This is a genomic window from Prevotella mikamonis, from assembly GCF_055381405.1.
Genome location: NZ_AP035785.1, coordinates 1,594,872 through 1,618,744 on the forward strand (window position 1 = coordinate 1,594,872; position 23,873 = coordinate 1,618,744).

The window sequence follows — 23,873 nt, forward strand, 5'->3', positions numbered from 1 at the left end:
TGTAAATATGTAGCCAACAGGTTATTTCTCGTTCCAGTCGGCATTCTGGTCGAAGCCATGATAGCGCACTTCCGACCAAGGAATAGGATAATAATTCTGGCTGGACCTGAACACACGCTCGGTCTTTTGCGACTTCAGGTCGGACACCTTGTAGGTCTTTGTGCCGTCGGCAGCCTCTACTATCTCCATACCCCGCAAAGGATTATTCGCACCGTTGAGCTTGTCAACAGCTGTACCCAGACGCAGATAATCCCAATACGTAGTCTCCTCGAAAGCCAACTCTACACGACGCTCGTTGAGTATCTGCTCAAGCGTGATACCTGTCAGTTCGGACATGTGTACACGCTTGCGCACCTGATTGACCAGATTGAGGGCCAAGGTCGTATTGCCTGTGCGGAAGGATGCTTCGGCATAATCGAGCAATGCCTCTGCATAACGCCAGATAATGTAGTTCTGCTTACTGCCATACTTGCTGTCGCCGAAGAGCGAAGTGGTAGGGTCGAGGAACTTACGCATGTAATATCCTGTGCGCGTAACGCCGGCATTGCGGTCAGTACCGTACTTGGTGAGGTCGACACCTGCCACTTTCTTCTTTCCATCCATCGTGTAATGGATATCCATCACATGATTGCGGAAAGACGAACCATCGTACAAGATGTTGGCATAAAAACGATAGTCGCGGTTATCGAAAGGATGTTGAGGGTCTAAGGTTTTCCCGTCGCGCATGCCATACTCGTCGACATGGTTCTGTGTAGGTACATAGGCGCAACGCGTACCATTGAGGAAAGGAGGTGCGGCATCCTCATCCAGGCGATGCCCGAACTCTTCTACGATGCCGGCATCGCTGTGGTGTACTTCCATGATAGACTCAGCGCTGTTCTTGGTCAGGAATATCTTGTTGTAGCTGTCGGCAATAGCAGTCTCCGTACTACCTGTGACGGGCATGAGACTGTAAAGCCCCGACTTCACCAACTGCTCGTAGGCAGCGGCTGCCTTCTGCATCATTTCCTTGGAACGGTCGCCGGAAAATCCGTAATATTCCTTGTCCTTGTTCTGGAACTGCGGCGAACCTACCCAGAAATAGACTTTAGCCTTGAGCATCATGGCAGCTCCCTTGGTGACACGGCCCACATCCTGCGACTCGTACTTTGCGGGTAACAGGTCGGCAGCCTGTTGTGCTTCGGAAGCAATAAACTCTGCCATCTTCTCGTAAGACGAGCGAGGAAACTTCTCGTTATCATTAAGTGGGTCGTAGAGATGGTCGATAAGCATGGGCGCACCGAAGCGTCTCAACAGCATATAATAATAGTAGCCACGGAAGAAATGAGCCTCACCCAGGATGCGTTGCTTGGAAGCTCCGTCGACTATCCCCGACTGGTTGGCCAGCAAACGGTTGATATGCTGTATCATCTCGTAGCAACTGCCCCACGTACTACTGCCGGTACGGGTGATGGCTGTTTCTTTTCCAGCCTGCTCGTCGGCAAATCCTGTACGTCCCCAGGTAGACATTGAGTAGGTAAGCTGGTCGCTGTACCAAGCCGGGAATGGCTGTGACATGCTACGCAACAGCCAACTGGTAGACATGAAGATGTTGAAGCCCGTGTGCATGTTGCGATACCAAGGCATCGTATATTCATCGAGCAGCAACGGACTTTTCCATATACTAGGCTCAGCCAACTTGTCTACAGGTGCGTCGTGAAACAGGTTGTCGCAACCGGTAAAGCCCGTTGCGAGTGTCAACAGACTGGCTGCATTCAGTAAATATGTTCGTATTTTGTTCATTGTCGTACAATTATTTAGAGTAAAACGATTAAATACCGATGTTACAACTGAGACCATACGTGCGCTGGATAGGGTATCCGCGACGTGATTCGGGGTCCATGTGCTTCAGCTTGCTCCATGTAAACAGGTTGCCACCCATCAGGGTAATCGTGAGCGAAGTGAGCTTCAGACTCTTCAGGGTAGACGCCGGCAGACTGTAACCGATGTTGAGCGACTTCAGACGAATGAAACTATTATCACGCAACCAGAACGAAGAAGCCAGACGGTTGTTATCAATGGAAGTAGACAACTTGATACGGGGATACTCGGCATTGGGATTCTCCGGAGTCCAGGTTTCGGTGAGATGATAGTCCTGGAAACGCTGCAAGCTGCTGCGTTCGAGCGTATAGGCCTCGGTGATGTACTGCTTGTAACCGGCCACTCCTTGGAACATCAGATTGACAAACACACCCTTGTAGCTGGCTCCCAGTTTCAAACTACCCGTGAAATCGGGATAAGCCGAGCTTTTGAAAGCCACTTCATCCTTCTTATCGAGTACGCCGTCATCGTTCTGATCCTTATACTTGATATCACCGGGCTTCACAGTCTTGTTCTTTCCATTGTAGCTTCCATCCTGATTCAGCTTCCAGTTGTCAATTTCTTCCTGGGTCTGGAAGAGGCCCAGCGATTCGTACATCCATGATGTTCCGACACTATGGCCTTTACGACGGAGATTTTCCAACTGATTGGTTTCGTCTCCGAAGTCGAGCACTTTGTCTCTTCCAAGCGACAACATGAACGAAGCATCGTAGCGGAACTTGCCAATCGAGTTGCGATGAGTGAGGGTCAAATCCCATCCCCAAGCCTTTACCTTACCATAGTTCATGTAGGGTACAGCACCGTTTGTACCCGTCGAAGGAGGATACATATAGTCGGGAGCGTCTGAAAGCATGTCGGTCTTATAGCGCAGATAATACTCGTAAGTGATGCCGAACCGATTGTTCCAGAAACCAAGGTCAAGACCGAAGTTATAGTCACGGCTCTTTTCCCACTTCAGCTTCGTATTAGGATAGTTACCGGTATTGACTACCACACCGGGCTTCAACAACCCACCGATGTTGTAACCGTTGACAGGTGAGTAGATATAGGTAAGCAGGTAAGCGTAGTCCTGCACACCTCCGTCACGGCCGAGAATACCGGTCGACGCACGGAACTTCACATTACTGATGACGCGTTGCTTCCAGTTTTTGAAGAACTTCTCGTTAGACAGCATCCACGAAGCAGACACCGTGGGGAAGAATCCCCATCTGTGGTCGGGATGAAACTTGGCAGAACCGTCCACACGGAAGCTGAACTCCGCGAAATAGCGATTCTCATAAGCATAGGTGGTACGACCTATCAACGACGCACGCTGTATCTCGCTTTCCTTCCCATGAAGAGAACCTACTTCCGTAGAACCGATAAACTCAGGATATATACCTGGCAAATCGCTGTTTCGGCCATCCATGTATTTGTTCTTATACATCTGATAATTGGCCACCACCATTCCTGTCACGCTATGCTTTTCCTTGAAGGTCTGGGCATAGTTGATACCAGCCTCCAGCAAGGTATTGTCTACAAACTGGTCCATCTGGTACATGGAAATCTTCGCTTTCGGATAGACAGTGGTCTCGTCTACCTTGATGTCCTTGGTAGCATCGTCGTAAGTGTAAAGGGCAACAGGCGAGTCGAACTCATTACGGATTGTATTGTTGTTGTCCATCGTCACCTTACCATATACCGACAGTCCCTTTACCCAAGGAATATCCCAGTTCAGGTTGGCTGTGATGGTATTCATCTTCACGCGATTGCGGGTATAGCCACCAAGCCCTCGGATGTTAATCAGCGGGTTACCGCCATTGATACTGGCCAGTTCTCCGTTGGTCAGAATGAATGGTTGGACGGGAGAATAGCTGTAAGCAGCATCCACCGTAGTGAAGCTGGTGTTCTTATAACCGGAGCGAACACCATTGAAGTCGAGCGAGAGAACGAGTCCCTTGGCCAGCGTAGCATCCAGTTTGGCAGCATAGTTGAAGCGGTCGCGCCCCACTCCGCTGTACAAACCGGATGTCTTGCTGTACGAACCGGAGATATAATAACGCAGGAAGTGATTTCCACCAGAGAGCGAAACACTGTGCGTAGTGGAATATCCATGACTGTTCAGGTAGTCAATGATATTGGTATCGGCAAACTTGTTAGGATTCGACTGGGTACGAATCATCTCCAACTCTTCGTCGGTATAGGGATTGACATTGGCTTCTCCCTCCACAGCCTTGTTGTAAAGCTTGGCAAATTCATAGCCGTTCAGGAATTTAGGGAACTGCGTTGCCTTCTGGATATTATACTGGCCGCGATAGTTAATACGTAGTTTGGAATCGCCTTGCGAACGCTTGGTCTTCACCAGAATGACTCCGTTGGCAGCACGCACACCGTAAACGGCAGCTGCGGCAGCATCCTTGAGGATGGAGATGCTCTCAATATCATCGGGATTCAGGTCGGACAAGCGCTGCTCCCCATCACTGGTATTCTCCGAGAAACGCGGAACACCGTCGATAACAAGCAAGGGTGACGACGAAGCACCGGTGACAGCGCGGATGCGAAGATTGGCTTCGCGAGCCGTACCGGGGTCGCCCGACATCGACATCACCTGCAAACCAGCCACTTGGCCATTCAAAGCCTCGTCAAGATTAGGCGTGGGGATGCGAGCCAAATCAGTACCCTTCACCACTTCGATAGACGAGGTGAGGTTGGATTTCTTCTGCGTACCGTAACCTACTACCACGAGTTCGTCGAGGTTCTGGGCGTCTTCATCGAGCTTAACGTTCAACCATTTGCCCAAGACAGCACGCACGATAGATGCCTTATATCCAATATAGGAAACCACCAAATTAGACTTTCCGCTGGGCATAGTGATGGTGAAGTTACCATCTTTGTCGGTCATGACACCCAGTTTACCGCCTTCTACTTTCACATTTGCCCCGATAACAGGCTCTCCGGTGGAGTCTACCACCTTTCCGCTGACCTTCAATTCCTGAGCCGAAATACTGCCGGAGAAGAAGAGAGACAGCAAAAACAATAAACAACTAAGTCTCCTCATACATTTACTTCTTTAAGAGTTTATCTATCATCAATATCTGATACTCGTAGAAATTGCGAGTCTTACTGTCGCCTGTAGCGCGCTTCTGACCGTACAGACTGCGCACTTTCTTCAGCTGATTCAGCATCAATGGGGCCATAACATCGGTAGACAATGAGGGCAAACCATAGATAATACGCATGAACGACTGTCCCTGATGAGCCTTGCAGCAAGCCAATTCGGTCGTTTCAACCATCAGCTTGTCGGACTCTTCGCCTGTCAACAGTGACAATCCCTTCTTTTCTGGTTTGGGTTGCAAGCCACTGGTGAGCTTGAACAAATTGATGACGCCCGACTGCAATCTCAGGTCGGCTTCGCTCAATGCACGCCCCTGCATCGTTGGCGCAAACAAGGTATTGAACACATCGTTGATATACTGGTCAAGACTGTAATTCTTGACAGGGTCTATCTTGTAGCCTTCGCTGATACTGAACAAGCGAGTTCCGGCATAAAGCGCACCCACCACCGATGTCTGCAACCTCTCGTTGACATTGGAAGGCAAGTCGAGTTTGTTCAGAAGGCTCTGTGGCGACAACCATGAATCGTAACTACGAACCTGCCCGATAAGCCATTGCATGGCACGCTTCTGGGTAGCACGGTCCATATAATGACGTGCAGCTCCCTTGTTATCGCCCTGTCTGATTTCTTCGAAACGCACACCTCCGATGTAAGGCATCACATGGAAGAGATGGCGAGTGTATTGAGATACGACCTGCTTGTACATATCTTCCACAGCCTCATAGGTATCACCGGGCTTATAAACCCACTTCTCCAGATTGCGCATGATAATCTTCAGATTGCTGATGGCATAGTTGCCGGCCTTGATATGGTCGTTACCCAAGTCTTCCGACTGGTCAGTAGGGTCTATCGTACCCATGAACTGCTGTGCTCCGAATTCGTACATGGGGTCGCCACTCTTGGCCTTAATCCATGCGTCGAGGGTTGGTTTCTCTTTCTCCGGAGTATCAGCGTCCTTGATAAGGCGATAGCCCCAGTTGATGGCATAGATATCTTCCACACCCAGGACAGGCGGAGTAAGTTTGACACCACGCTCCAAGTCGCCTGGCTGGGCAATGAAGTTGTTGCGGGCATAGTCCATGATACTCGGCGTCGTACCATATTTCTGTGTGAACGAGGGGCTGCGCAACGAGTCTACAGGGAACGAATAGCTAGCGCCCATATTGTGCATCAAACCCAATGTATGACCCACTTCGTGGGCAGCCACATAGCGCACGGACTCTTTCATAAGGTCGTCGTCGAACACAGCCTTATGAGTTCGGGCATCGACAGCACCCGTCTGAACAAATCGCCAGTTGTGCAACAATGATATAACGTTATGATACCAAATGACATCGGCCGTCAGTATCTCGCCCGTCCGAGGGTCAACGTAGCTTGGCCCCATCGCGTTAGCAGTCTCCGTTACGGCATATTTAATACAATTATAGCGCATGTCGGCAGGGTCGAACGTCGAATCGTTCTTCGGATAGTCCTTCGCCTTGATGGCATTCTTGAATCCTGCTGCCTCGAAAGCCTTGTTCCAGTCTTCTATACCCTGCTTCACAGTGCTGCGCCACTTATCAGGGAAAGCCGAATCCACGTAAAAGACGATAGGTTTCTTTGGCTCTACCAGTTCGCCACGGAAGTAGCGTTCGCGGTCTTCGTCCTTAGGTTCTAAGCGCCAACGGTGTATGTACGTCTTCTTCTCCACGCGGTCAGCCGATGAAGAATAGATTTTCTTGTCGGTGCTGAAGAATCCCACCCGATTGTCTTGCAGTCGCATAGGCATCGGATTTTCGGGCGCCATGAAGAGCGAGCGGTGCATCACCACGGTGTAAGGCATGTTTTCCTTAGACAGGTCGAAACTCAACGAACTGATAATTTCGATGTTGCGGGGGAATGCTTTTACTTCGGTTACGCCCGAAGCATCGGAAATAAACGACCCTTTCAGATTGCGGCTGCCACCGAAAAGCACCGACAGGGGATTATCGGGTTTCATGGGACTCAGGCTCTTCTCATTGCCTCCGAAAAACGAAGTCATGTCGATGAGCACCTTATGGTCTTTCTTTCCCACTATCTTGAAAGCTTTCAAGATGGGGTCGGCAAAGTTTGTCTTGAACGAAGCCGTTATCGGATCGCCTTTTTTCACCACATTGGTATTCTGCACCAAATGCAGATATACACGCACGCTGTCGGTAGAGAAGCGAATCAGGCGAGGCCCGTCTACCATCTGTCCGGCCACATAATCATTGGTATTGCTGGTAGACGACACGCGGTTGGAGAGGATATAATTGCGGGCGAAAGCCGAATCGGCAATGCTGAAATACAACTTTCCATCTTTGGTAAGATAGGTATCAAACATACCTTTGACAAGTTTGGCGTCTTTCACAGCCTTGTTGAAATCGGCTACAGACGATTTGCCGGGCTTATCCTTGGCTGTCAGCAATGAGTCTACTTTCACTTTAGACTTTTTCTTTGCCATTGCAGGTTGTGCAATCACAGCACCTGCCAAAAGCAAAACGAACAGAATTCTATTCATACAGTTATGTTTATTATGGTTATGTAAGTTTTTTCGTCTTTCCGGAGAAATGGCATTATGACCTATGAATTTGCAAATATAATAAAAAATAACGATTTTAATAGTTTTTATGAAACTATTTTTTACATAAACCAAATATTTTCCATACCACCAGGCTCTCCCTTTATCATCACGACTCACGATATACTCGTCCTCTCACACCAAACTCTTATCCCACCCTATCAATGAACTGTCGTCCATTACCAATTTTCATTGAATTACTGCAAGGCTTCGGCAGCGTTGCTGTTCGGGCTTTGCAGCATTGCTGTCCGGCCTTTGCAGCGATACTGCCAAGGCCTTGCAGTTTTCAGCAGACAAGTTGACGAGATTACAAGTTGACGGAGTGAGCACTATATTGAAGTGTAAAATCATAAACACATTGCATATTCAGAAAATATTGTATCTTTGTAGGAGTTCGAAACGCGAAATCTAATTCCAAGACTTATGAGAAGATTCACACGCACAAGATTAGGGTCGCCTCATGTTTATGGCACAAAGGAGATACTGTATAAGGCGTGCATGTATACATTCATGTCGATATTCCCGTATTTTGCATTGACCGCCTGTAGCCAACATCCTGCGCCTGCCAAACTGCGCTCGGCCTACTACTGGAGCACCACCTTTGCTGTTGACACGGCTTACATCGCCCGGCATCATATCGCCAAACTATACATCCGCTATTTCGACGTGGTGAAAGCAGACAACGGACAAGGCATGCCCAACGCCACCATCAGTTTCAGACAGACACCACCCAAGACGGTGGAAGTAGTGCCGGTGGTGTTCATTGTCAACGATGTGATGAGGAACAATGTGGATGGACTGGCTGAGAATATAGCACAGCGCATCTTGCAAATGAACAAGACCAATGGGATTGCAGCTGCCAGAGAGATACAGATAGACTGCGACTGGACCAAGACCACGCGCAAGGCATACTATGGTTTCATGGAGAAACTCAGGAAAATACTGAACGGACAAGGCATCCGACTCTCGTCGACCATCCGACTGCACCAACTGGCACAGACTCCGCCACCGGCCGACCGCGGTGTACTGATGGTATACAACACGGGCGATTTCACCGATATACACAACCAACACCCCATCCTGAACTATCAGGACGTGAAGCCATATCTGCGCTATATAGCCGGCTACAAGCTGCCTCTCTCGGCTGCTTATCCCAACTTTGCCTACCACCTCCTGTTTCGTGGAAAGAAATACGTGGGCATCGTGCATCACGACAACGAATACCCGATGTTGGCAGGCGACACCATCATTGTGCGCCAGTCGGCGCTCGAACAAGTGCTGAAGACCAAGCATGCACTGGAGCAGAAACGCAGCGACATCAACGACGAAATCATTATCTTCGACTTAAAACGCAACAACCGCCATGATGAAGAAATTTATACTCATTAGTCTATTGCTATTCGCCGTCGGGAGAGTCACGGCTTGCGGTCCGATGATGCCTGTGCACAACTACTACCTGTTCGACGTGTACGCTGCAAAATACAGCTATTTCTCGTTCGACGACCAACTTTTTGAATACTGGAAGCAGTATACGGGAGTGGCGTACGAGGAAAACGAACTATACAACCATTACCCCAACAAATATTCGTATAGCGATCTTTTCTTCGACGAAGACTGCGCTTTCCTCATGGAGGCAGCACGCAAGAAGGGCGACAAAGACATGATGGCTTACATTCGCCTCATAGCCGAATACAGCAAAGTAAGTGGCGACCTATATAACCAGTGGTCGTATCCCACACAGGAGACCATAGAACACACCAACCAAACGCTTACGCGCATGGTCAACACGGCAACCCAACGGCTGCACGGACGACTGAAAGCGCAGTATTGCCTGCTACTGATGCGGGCCAACATGACCATGAAGCGGTATGCCGACAATATACGCATATGGGAGGAGACGGGCAATGGACTGCCCAAAGGGGTATATCGCGACTTCTGTCGGAACATCTACGCCAACGCATTATACAATCTGCCAAACGACAAACAGGCTGCCAAGCACATGCAGATGGCGCTCGACATCTATGCCGAACAGGGTGATTTACAGAGCATGACATGGCGATTGCAGCAATATCGAAACGTGGCCGGCATCCGAAAAATATATAGCGAGACGCCTAACTCACCCTCGCTCATCTATCTGATACAGGAGTTTGTGAACGGAGCACAGGAGACCGCCGACAGCGAAGGAGACAAAGATGCGGTGGAATGGGTAGGCTACGTGCCTACATACACGTCGGAAATGGAGCAGTTCATCGAGCTGTCAAACCGCGTTTTGCGCGAAGGCAAGGTGAAAGCCCCATGTCTCTGGCAAGCGGCCAATGCCATGCTGCACTACATCATGGGCAACTATCGGCGAGCCGGCGATGTAGCCGAGCGGGCTATGATGCTTCGTGGCATGCCACGGTCGCACGATGTGGCGCGCTCCATCAGACTCATGGCCAGAGCAAGGCTGTTGCCTCTGCATGGCGATGGAACAGAATTTATAGCCCAGGAAATCAAATGGCTGGATAGAAAATCAGAGCTGGTGGGAAGCTATAACCGCTGGGATGACTACTTCCAGAGGGTGAAAGACCGATTGATTTATACCATACTGGTGCCGCGATACAAAGCGATGGGCAACAAGAATATGCAGACTGCACTGATGGGAATACCCTACAAGGAGAAATCTGTGTTTGAACCTATAGCCTATACATACAATTCACCACATACGCCGTGGATAGAAGAAAAAAATCAAATAGACTCTCTGACAGCCAGCGAGGCAATATCTTATGCCAAGTTTGTGTATTCGCATCCCAAAGATGCACTGGGACAGTATGCTGTAAACAATGCTACACACGATCGGGAATACTATAACGACTTGATTGGAAGCAAGTTTTTACGCGAAGGACGGTTTGCCGAAGCACTGCCTTATCTAAGAAAACTGTCCATGCTCTACATCAATAGCCCACAGAGCAACTATCTGTTATGGCATCGCGACTTCGCTGCCCCACGCTGGTTTGTGCGCCAACGAGACGGCAACCAGTTTGAATATTACGAGATTCCGGCCTTGGCCAAGAATTACAAGGTGGCATATTGCGAAGACATGTTGCAACTGCAAAGCCGATACAGACTCGCCGGAACTGATGCCGACCGCTGCAAGCAGAGTTACGAACTGGCCAAACGGTATTTCCAGGCATCGGCGTATGGGGATTGTTGGTATCTTACACGTGACACTTGGAGTGCCTATGACAGTGCCAAAACTTACGAGAAAGACTTTGCACAGGAGACGCTTCGGTGGCTCGATGTGTGTCTACATTATGCCCACGACGATTTCCAAATGAAACAGCAGGCACTCTATGCCAAGGCTTTCGTATTGCTGAACGTGCATGCAAAGTCGCCCAGCTTATTTTGGATTGACAAAGATGATATTTTCAAATATCCCGACTTGCGTGATGTCTATACACAATTAGCTGATTTCTGGCGGCAAAGTACGCTCTTCCTAGACCCGACCATCACACGCTGCGATGTGTTACGTCAATTCATGCAAGAACCGTAATAGAATATTATCCACTCTTCAGTGACAGAATTCCCAATACAAAAAGATAGCCCCACCATATACATAGTAAAGCAAGTATCACACCGGCAATTCTAATAATCAGTCTTGCCCATAATTCTCTCTGCGCATATTCTATCACAAAAGCTGAAACAGACAATATAGAAAGGAAATAGCCTCCAAAGATTCCAAATAGCCATACGAATGGAATGGTATTCATCCAAGAGCTGACGGATTCTTCTCCTACCGGATAATTTATTAAAACAAAATAGGAACACACGCCCGTCAGCAAGCAAAAAATATTGGTAAGGTATAAGTATCTGAAAACATGTCGCCTGTGAAAATGCAGCATGCCCACCAATAGAATCATAATGCCTATCGGTACATAAAGTCTGAATATAATATTATCATCATGTATCATCAAATACATTCCACGATTGCCATACACGAATAACGCAAAGCTACTCTATTTATTACGGGAAAACATCGAACTATCATAAAGAAAGAAGCAAACAAGTCAAACCTGATTACCTTCTTTCCTATCAGCTATTCCCCACTTTCGTGCAGAGGATGATTTACTCTGCACTGGGATGGCTGCTGTCCACTAATAGCATCATCAGACTAATCCCCAATACACACACGTGTAGCTCTCATTTTATTGCAGAGTAAGGAAATTCACTAACCTCATCGGCAGCATAAAAAAAGTCCTCAAAAGCATTGCTGCCTTTGAGGACATATCTGTCTTTTCTAAATAAATTCAATTACTTACCAAGAGCTTGCTTGGCTGTTTCGTTGTTAGGATCAATCTCCAACATCTTGCTCCAATAAGTATCAGCAGTAGCCTTATCGCTCTTCAACGTGTAGTAATAGCCTAAATACTGGTAAGCTTCCAACAGACGAGCATCGTCACGGTCACCCTTCTCGGTATGGCTTTTAATGATTTCAATCAGCTTCTCATAGTGAGGTTTAGCTGCACCCGTCTTAGTTTCAGGGTCAAGAGCATAACCGATGTGAGCACGCTGATAGGTAGCAAAGTCTGCTGCACTGGCAAACTTCTCAGCCATCTCTCCGAATACACGGTCGGCATTGGCATAGGCTTCCTTCTGCTCTGCGCCAGTAGTCTTGCTAGCCTGACTCATATACATATTAGCCAAAGTATTATAGTCGATAGCTGTAATCTGCTTCAAACTCTTCAGATATTCATCATAAGTCTTGGTAGCATTGGCTATATCGCCCATTTCTGAGTAAGCACTGGCAATATTCTTCAAAGCATCAGACTTGTCAGCATCGTTGTCTTTGTTGTTAGCCAAAGACTGCTTGAACATATCAATAGCTTTCTGATATTCCTTATTGCCTTGATAAGCATAGCCATAGTAGAGGTAATCGCTCTCTGTAATCTTGGTAGAGTCGCTCTGATTGAACAGACGATCTGCATAAGTAAGAGCCTCTGGGTAACGCTTCAGGTTGGTAAGATTGAAGAAAGAGATACGGTTCAAAGCCGGATGGCGTGGGAACTTATTGTTACCGAACTGAGAAATAGACAAACTCTTCTCGAAATCACCCTTCAGGAAATTATTCAAAGAATAGCTCACCAGATCGGTAGCTTCCATCTTGCTCTTATCGACCTTATCATAATACTCAATAGCTTTGCTAAGGTTTCCGGCTTTATCGTAAATCTGTGCAGAAATAAGATCTACAGGATAATCCGGCAAATTTTCATGCAACTTGTTCAACATCGCCACAGAAGAAGAAGGACTTACCTTGCTGTTGATCTGTGCATACTTACGATAACCTTCCGGATTCTTGGGGTCTACGAATGTTGCCTGCTCATACCAAGAAGAAGCAGCACCACCATTGTCCTTGAGCACTTGGATATCACCACACAAGATGAAAGCTGGACCATATTTCATGTCACGCTTCAGAGCCATATCAGCATAGACTTGGGCATTGGCAGTATCCTGAATGTCAAGATATGCACGACCAATACCTACAAGAACCTCCGGATTCTTCTTGTACGTCTTTACAATATCCTTCAACTGCTTAGCCTTATCAGGGCTGTTAGACTGAAGAAGTTTGTTCACTTGCTCAATGGCAGCTTTCTCATTCTGAGCCATCACAGGAGCACCAGTGCCTATCATCAATGCTCCAACCAATAAGTATTTAATTGCTTTCATAATTTCTACTTTAATTGTTATAAATCTAAGTGCTGAATACTATCTATTAGACGTGTAACAATACTAAATGTAACATCAATTCTATCATTATTCGCTTACATTAACATCTCTTATCGTAATGTTTCCTTGCACAGGCAACAAGCCCGATTTCAAAATAATCATCTGCCCTTTGGGAGATGCCAAGAAATGGGCGAATCCCCACGGCAGTCCGTTAATAGGGTCGTTCAACAAAGCATAAACGGTACGGATAAGGGGATAGTTTCCGTTATATATATAATATTGGTAAGGTTTCCAGCTATTCATAGGAGTAGCCTTGTCTTTGCGACTTACCGACATTAAACGAATATTCTTGTTAAAAGTGAGATTGGTAGTGTCTCGGCTATCATTCAGCCAATTACTTCCGATGATACCAATGGCACCGGGAGTCTTCTCCACATAGCTGATAACATCTGCTGTTTTCTGTGTTGCAAACACATTCGGACTAGCAATGGGCTTACCACCTAAGATGGAGTCTTCGGCAAAGTGTACTGCACTGGACTTACGATTGTCAAAGACAAGAGTAATCTGTCCATTCTTAGAACCAGGATGAATCTGATTCCATTGTGTCACCTTACCAGTTAAAATACGGGCTATATCTTTCACTGTTATGCAGGTATCAAGATTAGACTTATTAACTATCAACGCCAATCCGTCATAAGCTATCTTGAGAGCCTTAGGCATAAAAGTGCGATCTCTTAGATTTTTTAATTCCAACTTCTTATAGTCGCGAGCTGTGATAACCAGACAAACCTTATTTTTCAGCAGCATATTTATACCGTCTGACTCGTTGGTATAAATGGGCTTTACCTTTGCCTGATTATAAATAGTCTCAAATATCTGTCGCTCTTCCTCGATAATGGGACTAAAACTTTCGTCAGAGGCGAAGCTAATCACCCCTGACGAATATGTGTCTGTTCTGCCGCCTTTATGCTTCTTTTGTCCACAAGAAGCAAGAAGGCTGACAGACAGTAGTGTTAATCCTACGAATATGTAAGATACTCTTTTCTTCATTTACTTATTAGTTCTGCAACTTGAACGATACAGGAACATTGTACTTCACACGTACAGCTGAACCATTCTGCTTACCAGGAGTCCAACGAGGCATACTGCGTACAACACGCTGTGCTTCCTTGTCAAGTGATGGGTCTACCGAACGTACAACACGTACATCAGTGATAGAACCGTCTCTCTCTACAACGAAAGAAACAACGACACGTCCTTGAACACCATTCTCCTGTGCAACTACGGGATACTTCACGTTGCTGCTAAGGTACTGAAGTAATGCGGTAGGTCCACCAGGGAACATAGGCATCTGTTCTACAACTTCGAAGACTTTCTCTTCTTCCTGCTTAGGAGGTTCAGGCTGAGCAATTACTTCCTTAGCCTTCAAGACTTCTCCACCCACATCATCGTTACCTTTAACCTCGAACGAACCGATGGCCGTCTTAGTCTGCATCAACTGATCCTGAGTCTTCAATTCCTCTTCGGGTTTCACCTCAGAGTCTTTCTTAATCACAGGAGGAGTAAACTTAATAGAACTCTTAACGCGCTCAACTACCTTTTCAGGTTCAACTTCAATTTTCTTCTTCTTTACTTCGGCCTGTTTTTTAGGCTGATTCAAAGCAGAAAGCTCATTGACCTGCGTAGCAGCCACCTTGCGAGCATTCTCATCTACGATATTCTTAATAGCAATAGCAGAGAATCCAACGATGGCAAGAATGAAAACGGCAGTGATGGCGATAAGGTTTCTCTTGGCAGTACCCTTACGAAGCTTGTACGCACCGTAAGCCTGGTTTCTACCAGCGAAGACCAAGTCGGTCCATTCACCAGATATTAAATCTATTTTTGACATTTTCTTTTTGTTTTAAATCATTTGCGTAAAAGACTTACTTCACACCCTTCTTGTCAAGCAATTCCTTGTCTTGGGGGTTGATTTTGTCTATTACGTACTTACCAATACTGCAAATCTGCATTTCATCAAGAACATCTACCAAGTTCTTATAAGAAGCACCGTCGGTAGCACGGATGATAACGGTCAAAGTAGGAATCTTCTCACCATCAATTTCACCAGCTTTCAACTTAGCAAGTTCCTTGTCATAAACTTCCTGAGTATACTTCTTAGGCTCATTCAACTTCTTAGCGTCGAGTTTAGCCTTGGCACGCATAATAGCCTGAACTGGAATACTACCATCTTCAGTCTCATGATTGATGAGCACGCTACGAATACCCTTTGCACCCCACGTTGTTTCTTTCAACGTATTGGGATCACTGTAGTTAGGCATACCCTCTACATAGTAGATTTTGTCGCCGCTACCCACATAAATGGTAATCGTCTGAGAAGCCTTGGTAACCGATTTATCTTCATCTTGAATGTTCTTATCGTTACTTGGCATACTTAATTCCATCGTCTGAGGCTTAGCCAAAGACGTACATAGCATAAAGAAAGTGATAAGCAACATCATCATGTCCACCATAGGTGTAAAGTCCACACGGGTAGACATTCTCTTCTGCTTGCTGCTGCCTTTCTTTCCTGAACTCAAATCCACGTCCATTATTAATCCTCCACTTTTTTATACGATGTGATTAAATAGTAACGGTTCTCACTCATATCTTGAAGTTCAGACATTACCTTCTTGATAACCTTATAAGGTGTCTTTTCGTCGGCCTTAATTGCAATTTTAATATCTGAGTTTGCAGTACGAGCCTGCTCTACCCACATTTGAAATTCGCTCTTCTTGCCTTCGATGCTGTCTGTAGGAATACCTAACTTAGGAAGCTCAGCAGCCATCTGACTTGTCTCCAAGCTCAGATAAGCAGCCAACTTATCCATGGGAACACCCCACATTGCATCTTGTTGAAAATTCTTTTGCTGCACTCCATTCAATGACACACCAAACTGTGAGGTCATGCCCGAAAGCACATCCATCATTTGTGTCTGGTTATCCATACTCATAAATACCTTTCCGTCAGGATTGACCAAGATATTGAGTACATCCTTCTCTGGAACCTTTATCTCTGATACCGAACCTGGTGTTACTACTTTCACTGGCTCATTCTTAACAAATGTTGATGTCAACATAAAGAATGTCAGCAAAAGCACCATCACGTCCGACATAGGAGTCATGTCAATCCAGACGTCACTCTTCTTAATTTTTACTTTACCCATAGCGATAAATTTTTAAAGGGTTAGCAAAAATTAAGCCTCTTCTGTGTGGTTTGCTTCGTATGTCTGAGCGATAGAGTAACCAACTTCGTCGAGTGCGTATGTCAACTTATCAATCTTGTTTGTGAAGAAGTTGTAAGAAATAACTGCAAACCAAGATGTCAAAATACCGAATGCGGTATTAATCAAGGCCTCAGAAATACCTGTTGACAAAGCAAGAGAGTCACCACCACCACCTGCTGCAAGAGCGGCGAACGACTTGATCATACCGGTTACAGTACCGAGAAGACCTGTCAGAGTACCCAATGTTACGATTGTAGCAATCATAGGAAGGTTCATCTGAAGAGTAGGCATCTCCAACTGAGTTGCTTCTTCATGAGCCTGCTGAATCTTTGCAACCTTCTGCTCTTTCTTCAAACCAGAAGCAGCTTCCATTTCCTTGTAAGCATTCAGAGAAGCAGCAACAACGTTAGCTACAGAACCTTTCTGCTTGTCGCATACCTGCTGAGCCTTTGCAAAATCACCAGCGTTCAAAGCAGCCTTGATATTGGCAACGAACTTGGTCAAAGAACCCTTACCGAAAGCGGTGCGGAGAGCCAACCAACGCTCTACAGAAAGAGCAAGAACGGTGAGCAACAATGTGTGGATAATTGGCACGACCATACCACCCTTGTAGATAGTACCAAGAAGGTTACCGTTCAAAACCTCTGCGCTTGGATCGTTATTCACGAAGTTTGCAGGATTACCGAGAACGAAATTGAAGATACAAATAGCGATAATGAAACATGCTACGATGATCCAGAACGCTGCTCTGATACCTTGGAAGCCCTGGCTTTTCTTAGGGCTGGCTGTTTTTTGTGTAGTTGCCATAATTTTTAAAAATTAATTTTTAGTTATTGAAAATTTATAATGTTTGTTCGATTTAGTTGTCAATGGTTAGCAAATTACGGATAAACACGTGGGAATACCCCTTTTTCGCATCGCAAAGATAATCATTTATGAATAACTACAAACCTAATTAAGAAGTTTTAACAAGATACTACATTAAATGTTTCCATTCACACTAAGTTGGCAAGAATTTAGCCCAAAATCCCGCGACTTTATCACCTTTACATATTAGGGAAGTACCCATAAAAGGCCTTTGTTATAACATTTCTTAACTCAGAATGTATTTTTACTTTAATCTGCCCAATACAGCCTTGATTCTACTCATGGCTTCACGAATCTTTTCATCGCTGGTAGCATAGCTCATACGGAAACATTCCGGGTCTCCAAAGGCATCGCCACCCACCGTTGCCACATGTCCCACTTCGAGCAAGTACATGGCCAAGTCTGTAGAATTCTGTATTGTACGCTCTCCATCGGTCTTCCCATAGAAGCTACTGCATTTCGGGAACAGATAGAAAGCCCCTTGCGGCACATTCACCTCCAGCCCCGGAATATCTTTGGCCAATTCCACTATCAAGTCACGACGGCGTTCAAATGCCTGACGCATCTCTTCCACACAGCCTTGCTCCAAGGTATAAGCAGCCTCAGCAGCCTTCTGGCTTACCGAACATGGACCGGAAGTATATTGTCCCTGCAACTTGTTACAGCCCTTGACAATCCACTCCGGAGCAGCAATATATCCTATACGCCAACCTGTCATGGCATAAGCTTTCGACACCCCGTTTACAACAATGGTGCGCTCTTTCATGCCCTCAACCTTAGCGATGCTCGCATGCTCACCTATATAATTAATATGCTCATAGATTTCATCGGCCAACACGAACAAGTCTTCATGGCTCTTAATGACAGTCGCCAATGCCTCCAACTCTTCCTGCGAGTACACACTACCCGTAGGATTGCTGGGTGAACAGAGTATCAGCATACGCGTCTTAGGCGTAATGGCTGCTTCCAACTGTTCAGGCATCATCTTGAAATTCTGGTCAAAACCGGCATTCACGATTACAGGCTCTCCACCTGCCAACTTCACCATCTGGGGATAGCTCACCCAATATGGGGCCGGGATAATCACCTCATCCCCATCGTTGATCAATGCCATCAGCGTATTGCAAACACTCTGCTTCGCGCCGTTGCTTACCAACACCTCATTGACCGTATAATCCAATCCGTTCTCATTCTTCAGCTTAGCCACGATAGCCTTACGCAAGTCGGCATAACCTGGAACAGGAGAATATCTGGAGTAGTTCTCATCAATAGCTTTCTTGGCTGCATTCTTGATGTGGTCGGGCGTGTTGAAATCAGGTTCTCCCACGCTCATATTAATAACATCAATGCCTTGAGCTTTCATCTCACTGCTCTTTTGCGACATGGCAAGCGTTGCCGATGGCGCGAGGCGATTCAAACGATTAGATAATTGTGCCATAATTCAATTCTAGAGTTTAGTCATTACGCTACAAAAATACGCATATTATTCGTCCCAACGAAGTTTCCATGACACTTTTCTATAGTTTTACCTTCAGAAAAGCTTCATTTGTTATTTTATATGGAGCGTATGTCCCATTCTGTCACGTTTGGTTTTCAAATATCTCAAATCGTTCTCGTTGGGTTCTACCTCAATAGGCACATTCTCTACGATTTCCAAACCGTAAGCCTCCAATCCTACACGCTTGGTAGGATTGTTCGTCATCAGTCTCATCTTATGGATACCGAGATGGCGCAACATCTGAGCACCGCAACCGTAATCGCGTTCATCGGGCTTAAATCCAAGATGTATATTGGCATCTACCGTATCGTAGCCTTCTTCCTGCAATTTATAGGCAGCCATCTTGTTCATCAGCCCAATGCCACGCCCTTCCTGCTGCATGTAGACGATTACGCCCTTGCCTTCTTTTTCTATCATCTCCATAGCCTTGTGCAGTTGTTCGCCACAATCACAACGCCTGCTGCCTAGAATATCGCCCGTAGCACAGGAAGAGTGAACACGCACCAATACGGCCTCATCTTCCTTCCACTCGCCCTTAATCAGGGCCATGTGTTCGAGTCCGTTGCTGGTCTGGCGGAAAGGTATCAGGCGGAAATGACCGTGAACGGTGGGCATATCCACCTCCTCCCCCACTTCGATGCTGGACTCTTTCTCCAGTCGGTAAGCTATCAGGTCTTTGATGGTGATAATCTTCAATCCCCACTCCTTGGCCTTCTGCTGCAAACTCGGCATACGAGCCATGCTACCGTCTTCCTCCATGATTTCCATCAGCGCGCCTGCGGGGTATAGTCCGGCCAACCTACAGAGGTCTACGGCAGCCTCGGTATGCCCACTACGGCGCAACACGCCATTGTCCTGAGCATACAGCGGATTGATATGTCCCGGACGGCCAAACGTCTGCGGTGTCGAATTCGGGTCGGCCAAAGCCTTGATAGTCTCTGCCCTGTCGTGCGTAGAAACACCCGTAGAGCACCCTTCCAACTTGTCTACCGTCACCGTGAACGGTGTTCCCAGCACCGATGTATTATCTGTCACCTGGCGCGGCAAGTCCAGCTCGTCACAACGCTGCAATGTGATAGGCGCACACAGCACACCCCGTGCATTCTTCAACATGAAGTTTACCTTCTCAGGCGTTATCTTTTCAGCAGCTATAATCAAGTCGCCTTCGTTCTCGCGATCTTCATCGTCTACAACAATGACAAATTTGCCATCCTTGAAATCTTGTACAGCATCTTGGATGCTACTCAGTTTGAAGTCTTCCATATTATTATGTATATATGTGATTCTATTTTTTCAAATCCCTGATTCTGCTTACCACCAGTTGGTTGGTCCGCATGATGAGTTTCAGGTCGCGCAACAAACGCAGACGGAATCGCCACATCCTCAGGTAGAGTACAATACCCACCGGGAAGATGACAGCAGCTACTATATTCATCCATTTCCGCTCGAATGGGCGTGTATGCGCCTTCACCGAGAGTACCGGATAAGTACCGATGGCACTCAGGATATGCTTGTCCCGCGTATTAGACAGGTCGTCTATCACTCGTTCCAACTCTTCGCTGATACGTTCTATCTCATGGTCGGGCTGATATTTGAAGAACACGTTCGCCACATGGGGCGCTGAACGCAGGTTGTGGCTCAGGGAATAACCCGATGCCTCCCTGCTGATTTGGCGCAGCTGCTCTTCATCTTTTCCGTAATCGGGATCTGTGATAATCACCTCCTTGGCAAACACATGACGCTTCACACGCAGTCCCAACAACCTTCTGAAGAAGTCTATGTACAGGTCCAGATTGAATACCACCGAGTCTTTGTTGGCTTTGTAAGTTACAAACACAGCCACCGGCAATAATACAGCCGGTGCCAATCCCTTGCCAAACCATACTGCCCACATACCTCCACGAGCCATGCGATAGCCCGAATTATCCAGAATGTAGTAGATAATAAACACCAGCACCGATATAATGACTGGTATCCCCAATCCGCCCTTTCGGATAATCGCGCCGAGCGGTGCACCGATAAAGAAGAATATCAAGCATGACAGAGCCAGCGTAAACTTGTTGATAGCTTCTATCTCGTGCTGCCTGATGAAGTAATCTCCATCGCTCGTTACCAGACTCTTGAAATTCAAATCGCTCACCTTCGACTGCACCTTACTCAAAGCCGTCATCACGGCCTGCTGCTTCTTGTCCAGAGATAGCCGGCCGAACACTGTATCTATATCCACACTACGGGTCGTCGCCAGCTTCACGGCTGCCAGCGAGTCTTTCCTCGACAGCGTGGTCAAGCTGTATTCTCCCCGCTTCTCGTCTTGATAATACATCCTGCCGATGCTGTCATACCTGGCATTCAGCGAGTCCATCGCCCTGTTGATTTCTCCCAGACTCTTTCCGCGAGCATTATTCGACAGCGAAGTAGCGTCGGTCATATTGAAGTCGCCATCATAATCTATCACGATGCGCTTCTGTATAAAGCTCTCCCGACGATAGGGAACAGCCGCCGAATTGCCGAACTCGTCAGACTGCATATTCTCAAACCATTCCCCACTCCACAGCGTCAGCAGCAAATGTTTCTTCTCTGCCGTGGCCTGCAACATACCGGAATCGGCCAAGATGATGGCCTGGTCTTCATAGCTTCCCGTCATGCGGTAAATCATGATCCCATAGAGCTTGCCCGTCTCCAAGTCCTTTTTCTGTACAAATAGGTTGCTATTAGGAATACCGTCGTAGAATACACCTTCCGGAATCTCCAGTTCCGGACTCTTCTGCTTCATCGAAATCAGCAGCTGCGCTATCTTCAGGTTGGCCGTCGGACCTACATTGTTTTGGAAATAAAACGAGCCAAGACAGATAAGCACCGATATGAAAATCAACGAACGAAACGCCTGCATCAGAGAGATTCCTGCTGCCTTGATGGCTGTCAGCTCACTGCTCTCTCCCAAATTGCCGAAAGCTATCAGCGAAGACAGCAAGATAGCCAAGGGCAACGCCTGTGGCACGAGCATCAACCCCATGTACCAGAAGAATTGCGCCATCACTTCCATAGACAATCCCTTACCAATCAGCTCGTCGATATACCTCCAGAGAAACTGCATCATCAGCACAAACTGGCTGATAAAGAACGTACCCAGAAAGAGCATACCAAACTGCTTGGCTATGAATATATCTAATTTCTTAATGCGAAACATTACTGACTGTTCGTCGTGACCGTATTGATTTGATTACAAAATTAGTATAAATTTGTTAGATTCTCTGTCTTTTTCGTTTTTTTATTCCTCACATCTCACTTCAACTGCCGTTGCAGCATGCTGCCAAATAAAAAGGAGGGTGTGCATTCTATAGTTTCATGCACACCCTCCATCATCATACGACTATCTTACTTGTAATTCGAATCTTGTACCAACTTACCGCCGGCCTTATCAATTTCGCCTTGTGGAATCGGGAAGAAATAGAACGCTGGTTTCACCACCTTCTTATATCCCGGATTGGCAGGATCTTCAAATCCGTTCACTTTCTGCTCCAGCAAGTGCCAACGCTTCAACTGATAGTAGCGCAAGCCTTCAAAACAGGTCTCTACACGCCACTCGTTGCGGATGCGCTCGCGCAAACCGGCCTGACTGATACCGGCTGCTATTTCCGGCTGTCCTGAACGTGTACGCACCTCGTTGATAGCCTTCAACGCCTTGGCTGTCGCGCCATTCACTTCGTTTTCAGCTTCGGCCAACATCAGGAGTACATGGGCATATCTCAACACCACCACATCAACATCGCATACCGTAGAATAGTCGGGCATTGTCTTGGTAGGCTGTACCAGCTTCACCATATTGAATCCCGTCAACGTTGCAGTGATAGCCGGTGCATCAGAGTTATCGGCAAATTCGGTGAATGCCAAAGCCCCATGTGCAATGCTTTCTGCCAAGCGTCTGTCGCGGTTCTTGAAAAGTTTCTCGCGTTCTGCCTGTATTTCAGGCGTACTTGCATTTCCCTTCGCTTTCAGTTTCGACTCGTCGGGATGCACTGCCAGCGGAGAATCCTTCCATGCCTTACCATCCGTACACTCGAAGGCGTCTACCAAATCGCGGGTAGGCATCATCACGTTCCAGTTGCCGTAATAGAGGTCCATATCGTTCGTGTAGTTAGGTCCCAGGTAACGCACGGAATACATAATCTCCGGAGAAGCCAACTGCTTGCTCGATACAAAGTTCTCTCTCGTGCTCTTAGCCAAGCCGTACCCCTTGATAGCTTCCAATACAGGAATAATTTCCTGCATCTTTGTCTTCACGGCATTACCTTTGTCATCGTAGGCATCAAACAGCAACAGACGGGCTTTCAATCCCAGGATTGCACCCTTGGTAAACTTACCACTCTTGTCGGCGTCTTTGTAGACACCATCCGACATGGCTGCATACGCTTCGTCGTAGTCTTTCAATATCTGGGCTTTGATGGCCTCGCGTGTAGCTTTCGGCTGTTCGTACATGTTCTCCATCGTCAGAGACTGGAGTACCAACGGCACTTCACGGTAGTTCTGATAAAGCCAGGAATAGGCATAAGCCCTCATGGCCTTGCACTGAGCTACCATCTCCTTGCGCTCGGCGTCGCTCATGTCTGAGCCTTTATAAGTTTCCAGATTCTCCAAAATCTGATGCACACGACCGATAACTGTGTAACAGTGTGAATAGATGCCCGACACATAGCCACCCGTATTCGGGTCCAGGTCGCCCACGGCGATGGTCCTGGAACTACCATAGGTAGTCTCGTCGTATTCCGTATTCGCATTATCTGTCAGTCCGTCGTAGCAGGGAATAATCTGCGACATCACGCCCGGCCAGGTATAATAGCTGGAGAAACAAGCTGCCAATGCAGATTGGAAATCGCTCTTTCGTTGCCAGAAGGAACTCTGCGAAGGCTGCGATGTTGGGTTTTGATTCAGAAAGTCGCTGCTGCACGACGTGAAACTCGACAGCGCCAAGATCCCTATAAAGATATATGATATTTTTTTCATATTGCAA

General features: G+C 46.9%; 15 protein-coding genes. 2 read left to right on the top strand and 13 right to left on the bottom strand.

The annotated features are described in order from the left end of the window. Positions 1-21: 21 nt before the first annotated feature. The 3 genes from ACZ42L_RS06850 to ACZ42L_RS06860 are packed head-to-tail and all read right to left on the bottom strand — an operon-like array spanning position 22 to position 7,472. Positions 22-1,782: a RagB/SusD family nutrient uptake outer membrane protein gene (locus ACZ42L_RS06850; RefSeq protein ID WP_464715642.1), complete on the bottom strand. Its 1,761-nt coding sequence runs from the start codon at positions 1,780-1,782 to the stop codon at positions 22-24. Between the two features lie 28 nt (positions 1,783-1,810). Beyond that, positions 1,811-4,897 carry a SusC/RagA family TonB-linked outer membrane protein gene (locus ACZ42L_RS06855; RefSeq protein WP_464715643.1) on the bottom strand — a complete coding sequence of 1,029 codons (3,087 nt, stop codon included), beginning with the start codon at positions 4,895-4,897 and terminating at the stop codon, positions 1,811-1,813. Between the two features lie 4 nt (positions 4,898-4,901). Continuing rightward, positions 4,902-7,472, bottom strand: coding sequence for a zinc-dependent metalloprotease (locus ACZ42L_RS06860; protein WP_464715644.1), 2,571 nt, complete (start codon positions 7,470-7,472; stop codon positions 4,902-4,904). A 483-nt stretch (positions 7,473-7,955) separates the two neighbouring features. Here ACZ42L_RS06860 and ACZ42L_RS06865 point away from each other — a divergent pair, with 483 nt between their 5' ends. Then, positions 7,956-8,921 (top strand): hypothetical protein, encoded by a 966-nt coding sequence (locus ACZ42L_RS06865; protein WP_464715645.1) that lies wholly within the window; start codon positions 7,956-7,958, stop codon positions 8,919-8,921. Then, positions 8,896-11,064, top strand: a complete 2,169-nt coding sequence (locus ACZ42L_RS06870; RefSeq protein WP_464715646.1) for a hypothetical protein — start codon at positions 8,896-8,898, stop codon at positions 11,062-11,064. The genes ACZ42L_RS06865 and ACZ42L_RS06870 overlap by 26 nt, the downstream gene beginning before the upstream one ends. A 758-nt stretch (positions 11,065-11,822) precedes the next feature. Here ACZ42L_RS06870 and ACZ42L_RS06875 read toward each other — a convergent pair. The 10 genes from ACZ42L_RS06875 to ACZ42L_RS06920 all read right to left on the bottom strand — a co-directional run bounded on the left by ACZ42L_RS06875 (position 11,823) and on the right by ACZ42L_RS06920 (position 23,866). After that, positions 11,823-13,235 carry a tetratricopeptide repeat protein gene (locus ACZ42L_RS06875; RefSeq protein WP_464702098.1) on the bottom strand — a complete coding sequence of 471 codons (1,413 nt, stop codon included), beginning with the start codon at positions 13,233-13,235 and terminating at the stop codon, positions 11,823-11,825. 87 nt (positions 13,236-13,322) lie between these two features. Then, positions 13,323-14,285 carry a PstS family phosphate ABC transporter substrate-binding protein gene (locus tag ACZ42L_RS06880; protein WP_464715647.1) on the bottom strand — a complete coding sequence of 321 codons (963 nt, stop codon included), beginning with the start codon at positions 14,283-14,285 and terminating at the stop codon, positions 13,323-13,325. Positions 14,286-14,292: 7 nt separating this feature from the next. After that, positions 14,293-15,126 (bottom strand): energy transducer TonB, encoded by an 834-nt coding sequence (locus ACZ42L_RS06885; RefSeq protein ID WP_464697641.1) that lies wholly within the window; start codon positions 15,124-15,126, stop codon positions 14,293-14,295. A gap of 34 nt (positions 15,127-15,160) precedes the next feature. Next, complete coding sequence (locus ACZ42L_RS06890) at positions 15,161-15,826, bottom strand: ExbD/TolR family protein (RefSeq protein ID WP_464697642.1); 666 nt, start codon at positions 15,824-15,826, stop codon at positions 15,161-15,163. A gap of 2 nt (positions 15,827-15,828) precedes the next feature. After that, on the bottom strand, positions 15,829-16,440 hold the full coding sequence (locus ACZ42L_RS06895) for an ExbD/TolR family protein (protein ID WP_464697644.1): 612 nt from the start codon (positions 16,438-16,440) through the stop codon (positions 15,829-15,831). Positions 16,441-16,470: 30 nt separating this feature from the next. Next, entirely contained in the window at positions 16,471-17,307 is an 837-nt protein-coding gene (locus ACZ42L_RS06900) for a MotA/TolQ/ExbB proton channel family protein (protein ID WP_464697646.1), read from the bottom strand. Positions 17,308-17,611: 304 nt separating this feature from the next. After that, entirely contained in the window at positions 17,612-18,805 is a 1,194-nt protein-coding gene (locus tag ACZ42L_RS06905) for a pyridoxal phosphate-dependent aminotransferase (RefSeq protein WP_464715648.1), read from the bottom strand. Between the two features lie 111 nt (positions 18,806-18,916). Continuing rightward, positions 18,917-20,128, bottom strand: coding sequence for a bifunctional 3,4-dihydroxy-2-butanone-4-phosphate synthase/GTP cyclohydrolase II (locus ACZ42L_RS06910; protein WP_464697649.1), 1,212 nt, complete (start codon positions 20,126-20,128; stop codon positions 18,917-18,919). 22 nt (positions 20,129-20,150) lie between these two features. Further along, positions 20,151-22,052 (bottom strand): LptF/LptG family permease, encoded by a 1,902-nt coding sequence (locus ACZ42L_RS06915; RefSeq protein ID WP_464715649.1) that lies wholly within the window; start codon positions 22,050-22,052, stop codon positions 20,151-20,153. Between the two features lie 188 nt (positions 22,053-22,240). Next, positions 22,241-23,866, bottom strand: a complete 1,626-nt coding sequence (locus ACZ42L_RS06920; RefSeq protein WP_464715650.1) for a RagB/SusD family nutrient uptake outer membrane protein — start codon at positions 23,864-23,866, stop codon at positions 22,241-22,243. Between the last annotated feature and the right edge of the window lie 7 nt (positions 23,867-23,873).

Coding starts and splice junctions, on each gene's coding strand:
- ACZ42L_RS06920 (WP_464715650.1), bottom strand. CDS start 23,866: ATGAAAAAAATATCATATATCTTTATAGGGATCTTGGCGCTGTCGAGT.
- ACZ42L_RS06905 (WP_464715648.1), bottom strand. CDS start 18,805: ATGGCACAATTATCTAATCGTTTGAATCGCCTCGCGCCATCGGCAACG.
- ACZ42L_RS06855 (WP_464715643.1), bottom strand. CDS start 4,897: ATGAGGAGACTTAGTTGTTTATTGTTTTTGCTGTCTCTCTTCTTCTCC.
- ACZ42L_RS06900 (WP_464697646.1), bottom strand. CDS start 17,307: ATGGCAACTACACAAAAAACAGCCAGCCCTAAGAAAAGCCAGGGCTTC.
- ACZ42L_RS06880 (WP_464715647.1), bottom strand. CDS start 14,285: ATGAAGAAAAGAGTATCTTACATATTCGTAGGATTAACACTACTGTCT.
- ACZ42L_RS06895 (WP_464697644.1), bottom strand. CDS start 16,440: ATGGGTAAAGTAAAAATTAAGAAGAGTGACGTCTGGATTGACATGACT.
- ACZ42L_RS06915 (WP_464715649.1), bottom strand. CDS start 22,052: ATGTTTCGCATTAAGAAATTAGATATATTCATAGCCAAGCAGTTTGGT.
- ACZ42L_RS06870 (WP_464715646.1), top strand. CDS start 8,896: ATGATGAAGAAATTTATACTCATTAGTCTATTGCTATTCGCCGTCGGG.
- ACZ42L_RS06860 (WP_464715644.1), bottom strand. CDS start 7,472: ATGAATAGAATTCTGTTCGTTTTGCTTTTGGCAGGTGCTGTGATTGCA.
- ACZ42L_RS06875 (WP_464702098.1), bottom strand. CDS start 13,235: ATGAAAGCAATTAAATACTTATTGGTTGGAGCATTGATGATAGGCACT.
- ACZ42L_RS06865 (WP_464715645.1), top strand. CDS start 7,956: ATGAGAAGATTCACACGCACAAGATTAGGGTCGCCTCATGTTTATGGC.
- ACZ42L_RS06910 (WP_464697649.1), bottom strand. CDS start 20,128: ATGGAAGACTTCAAACTGAGTAGCATCCAAGATGCTGTACAAGATTTC.
- ACZ42L_RS06885 (WP_464697641.1), bottom strand. CDS start 15,126: ATGTCAAAAATAGATTTAATATCTGGTGAATGGACCGACTTGGTCTTC.
- ACZ42L_RS06850 (WP_464715642.1), bottom strand. CDS start 1,782: ATGAACAAAATACGAACATATTTACTGAATGCAGCCAGTCTGTTGACA.
- ACZ42L_RS06890 (WP_464697642.1), bottom strand. CDS start 15,826: ATGGACGTGGATTTGAGTTCAGGAAAGAAAGGCAGCAGCAAGCAGAAG.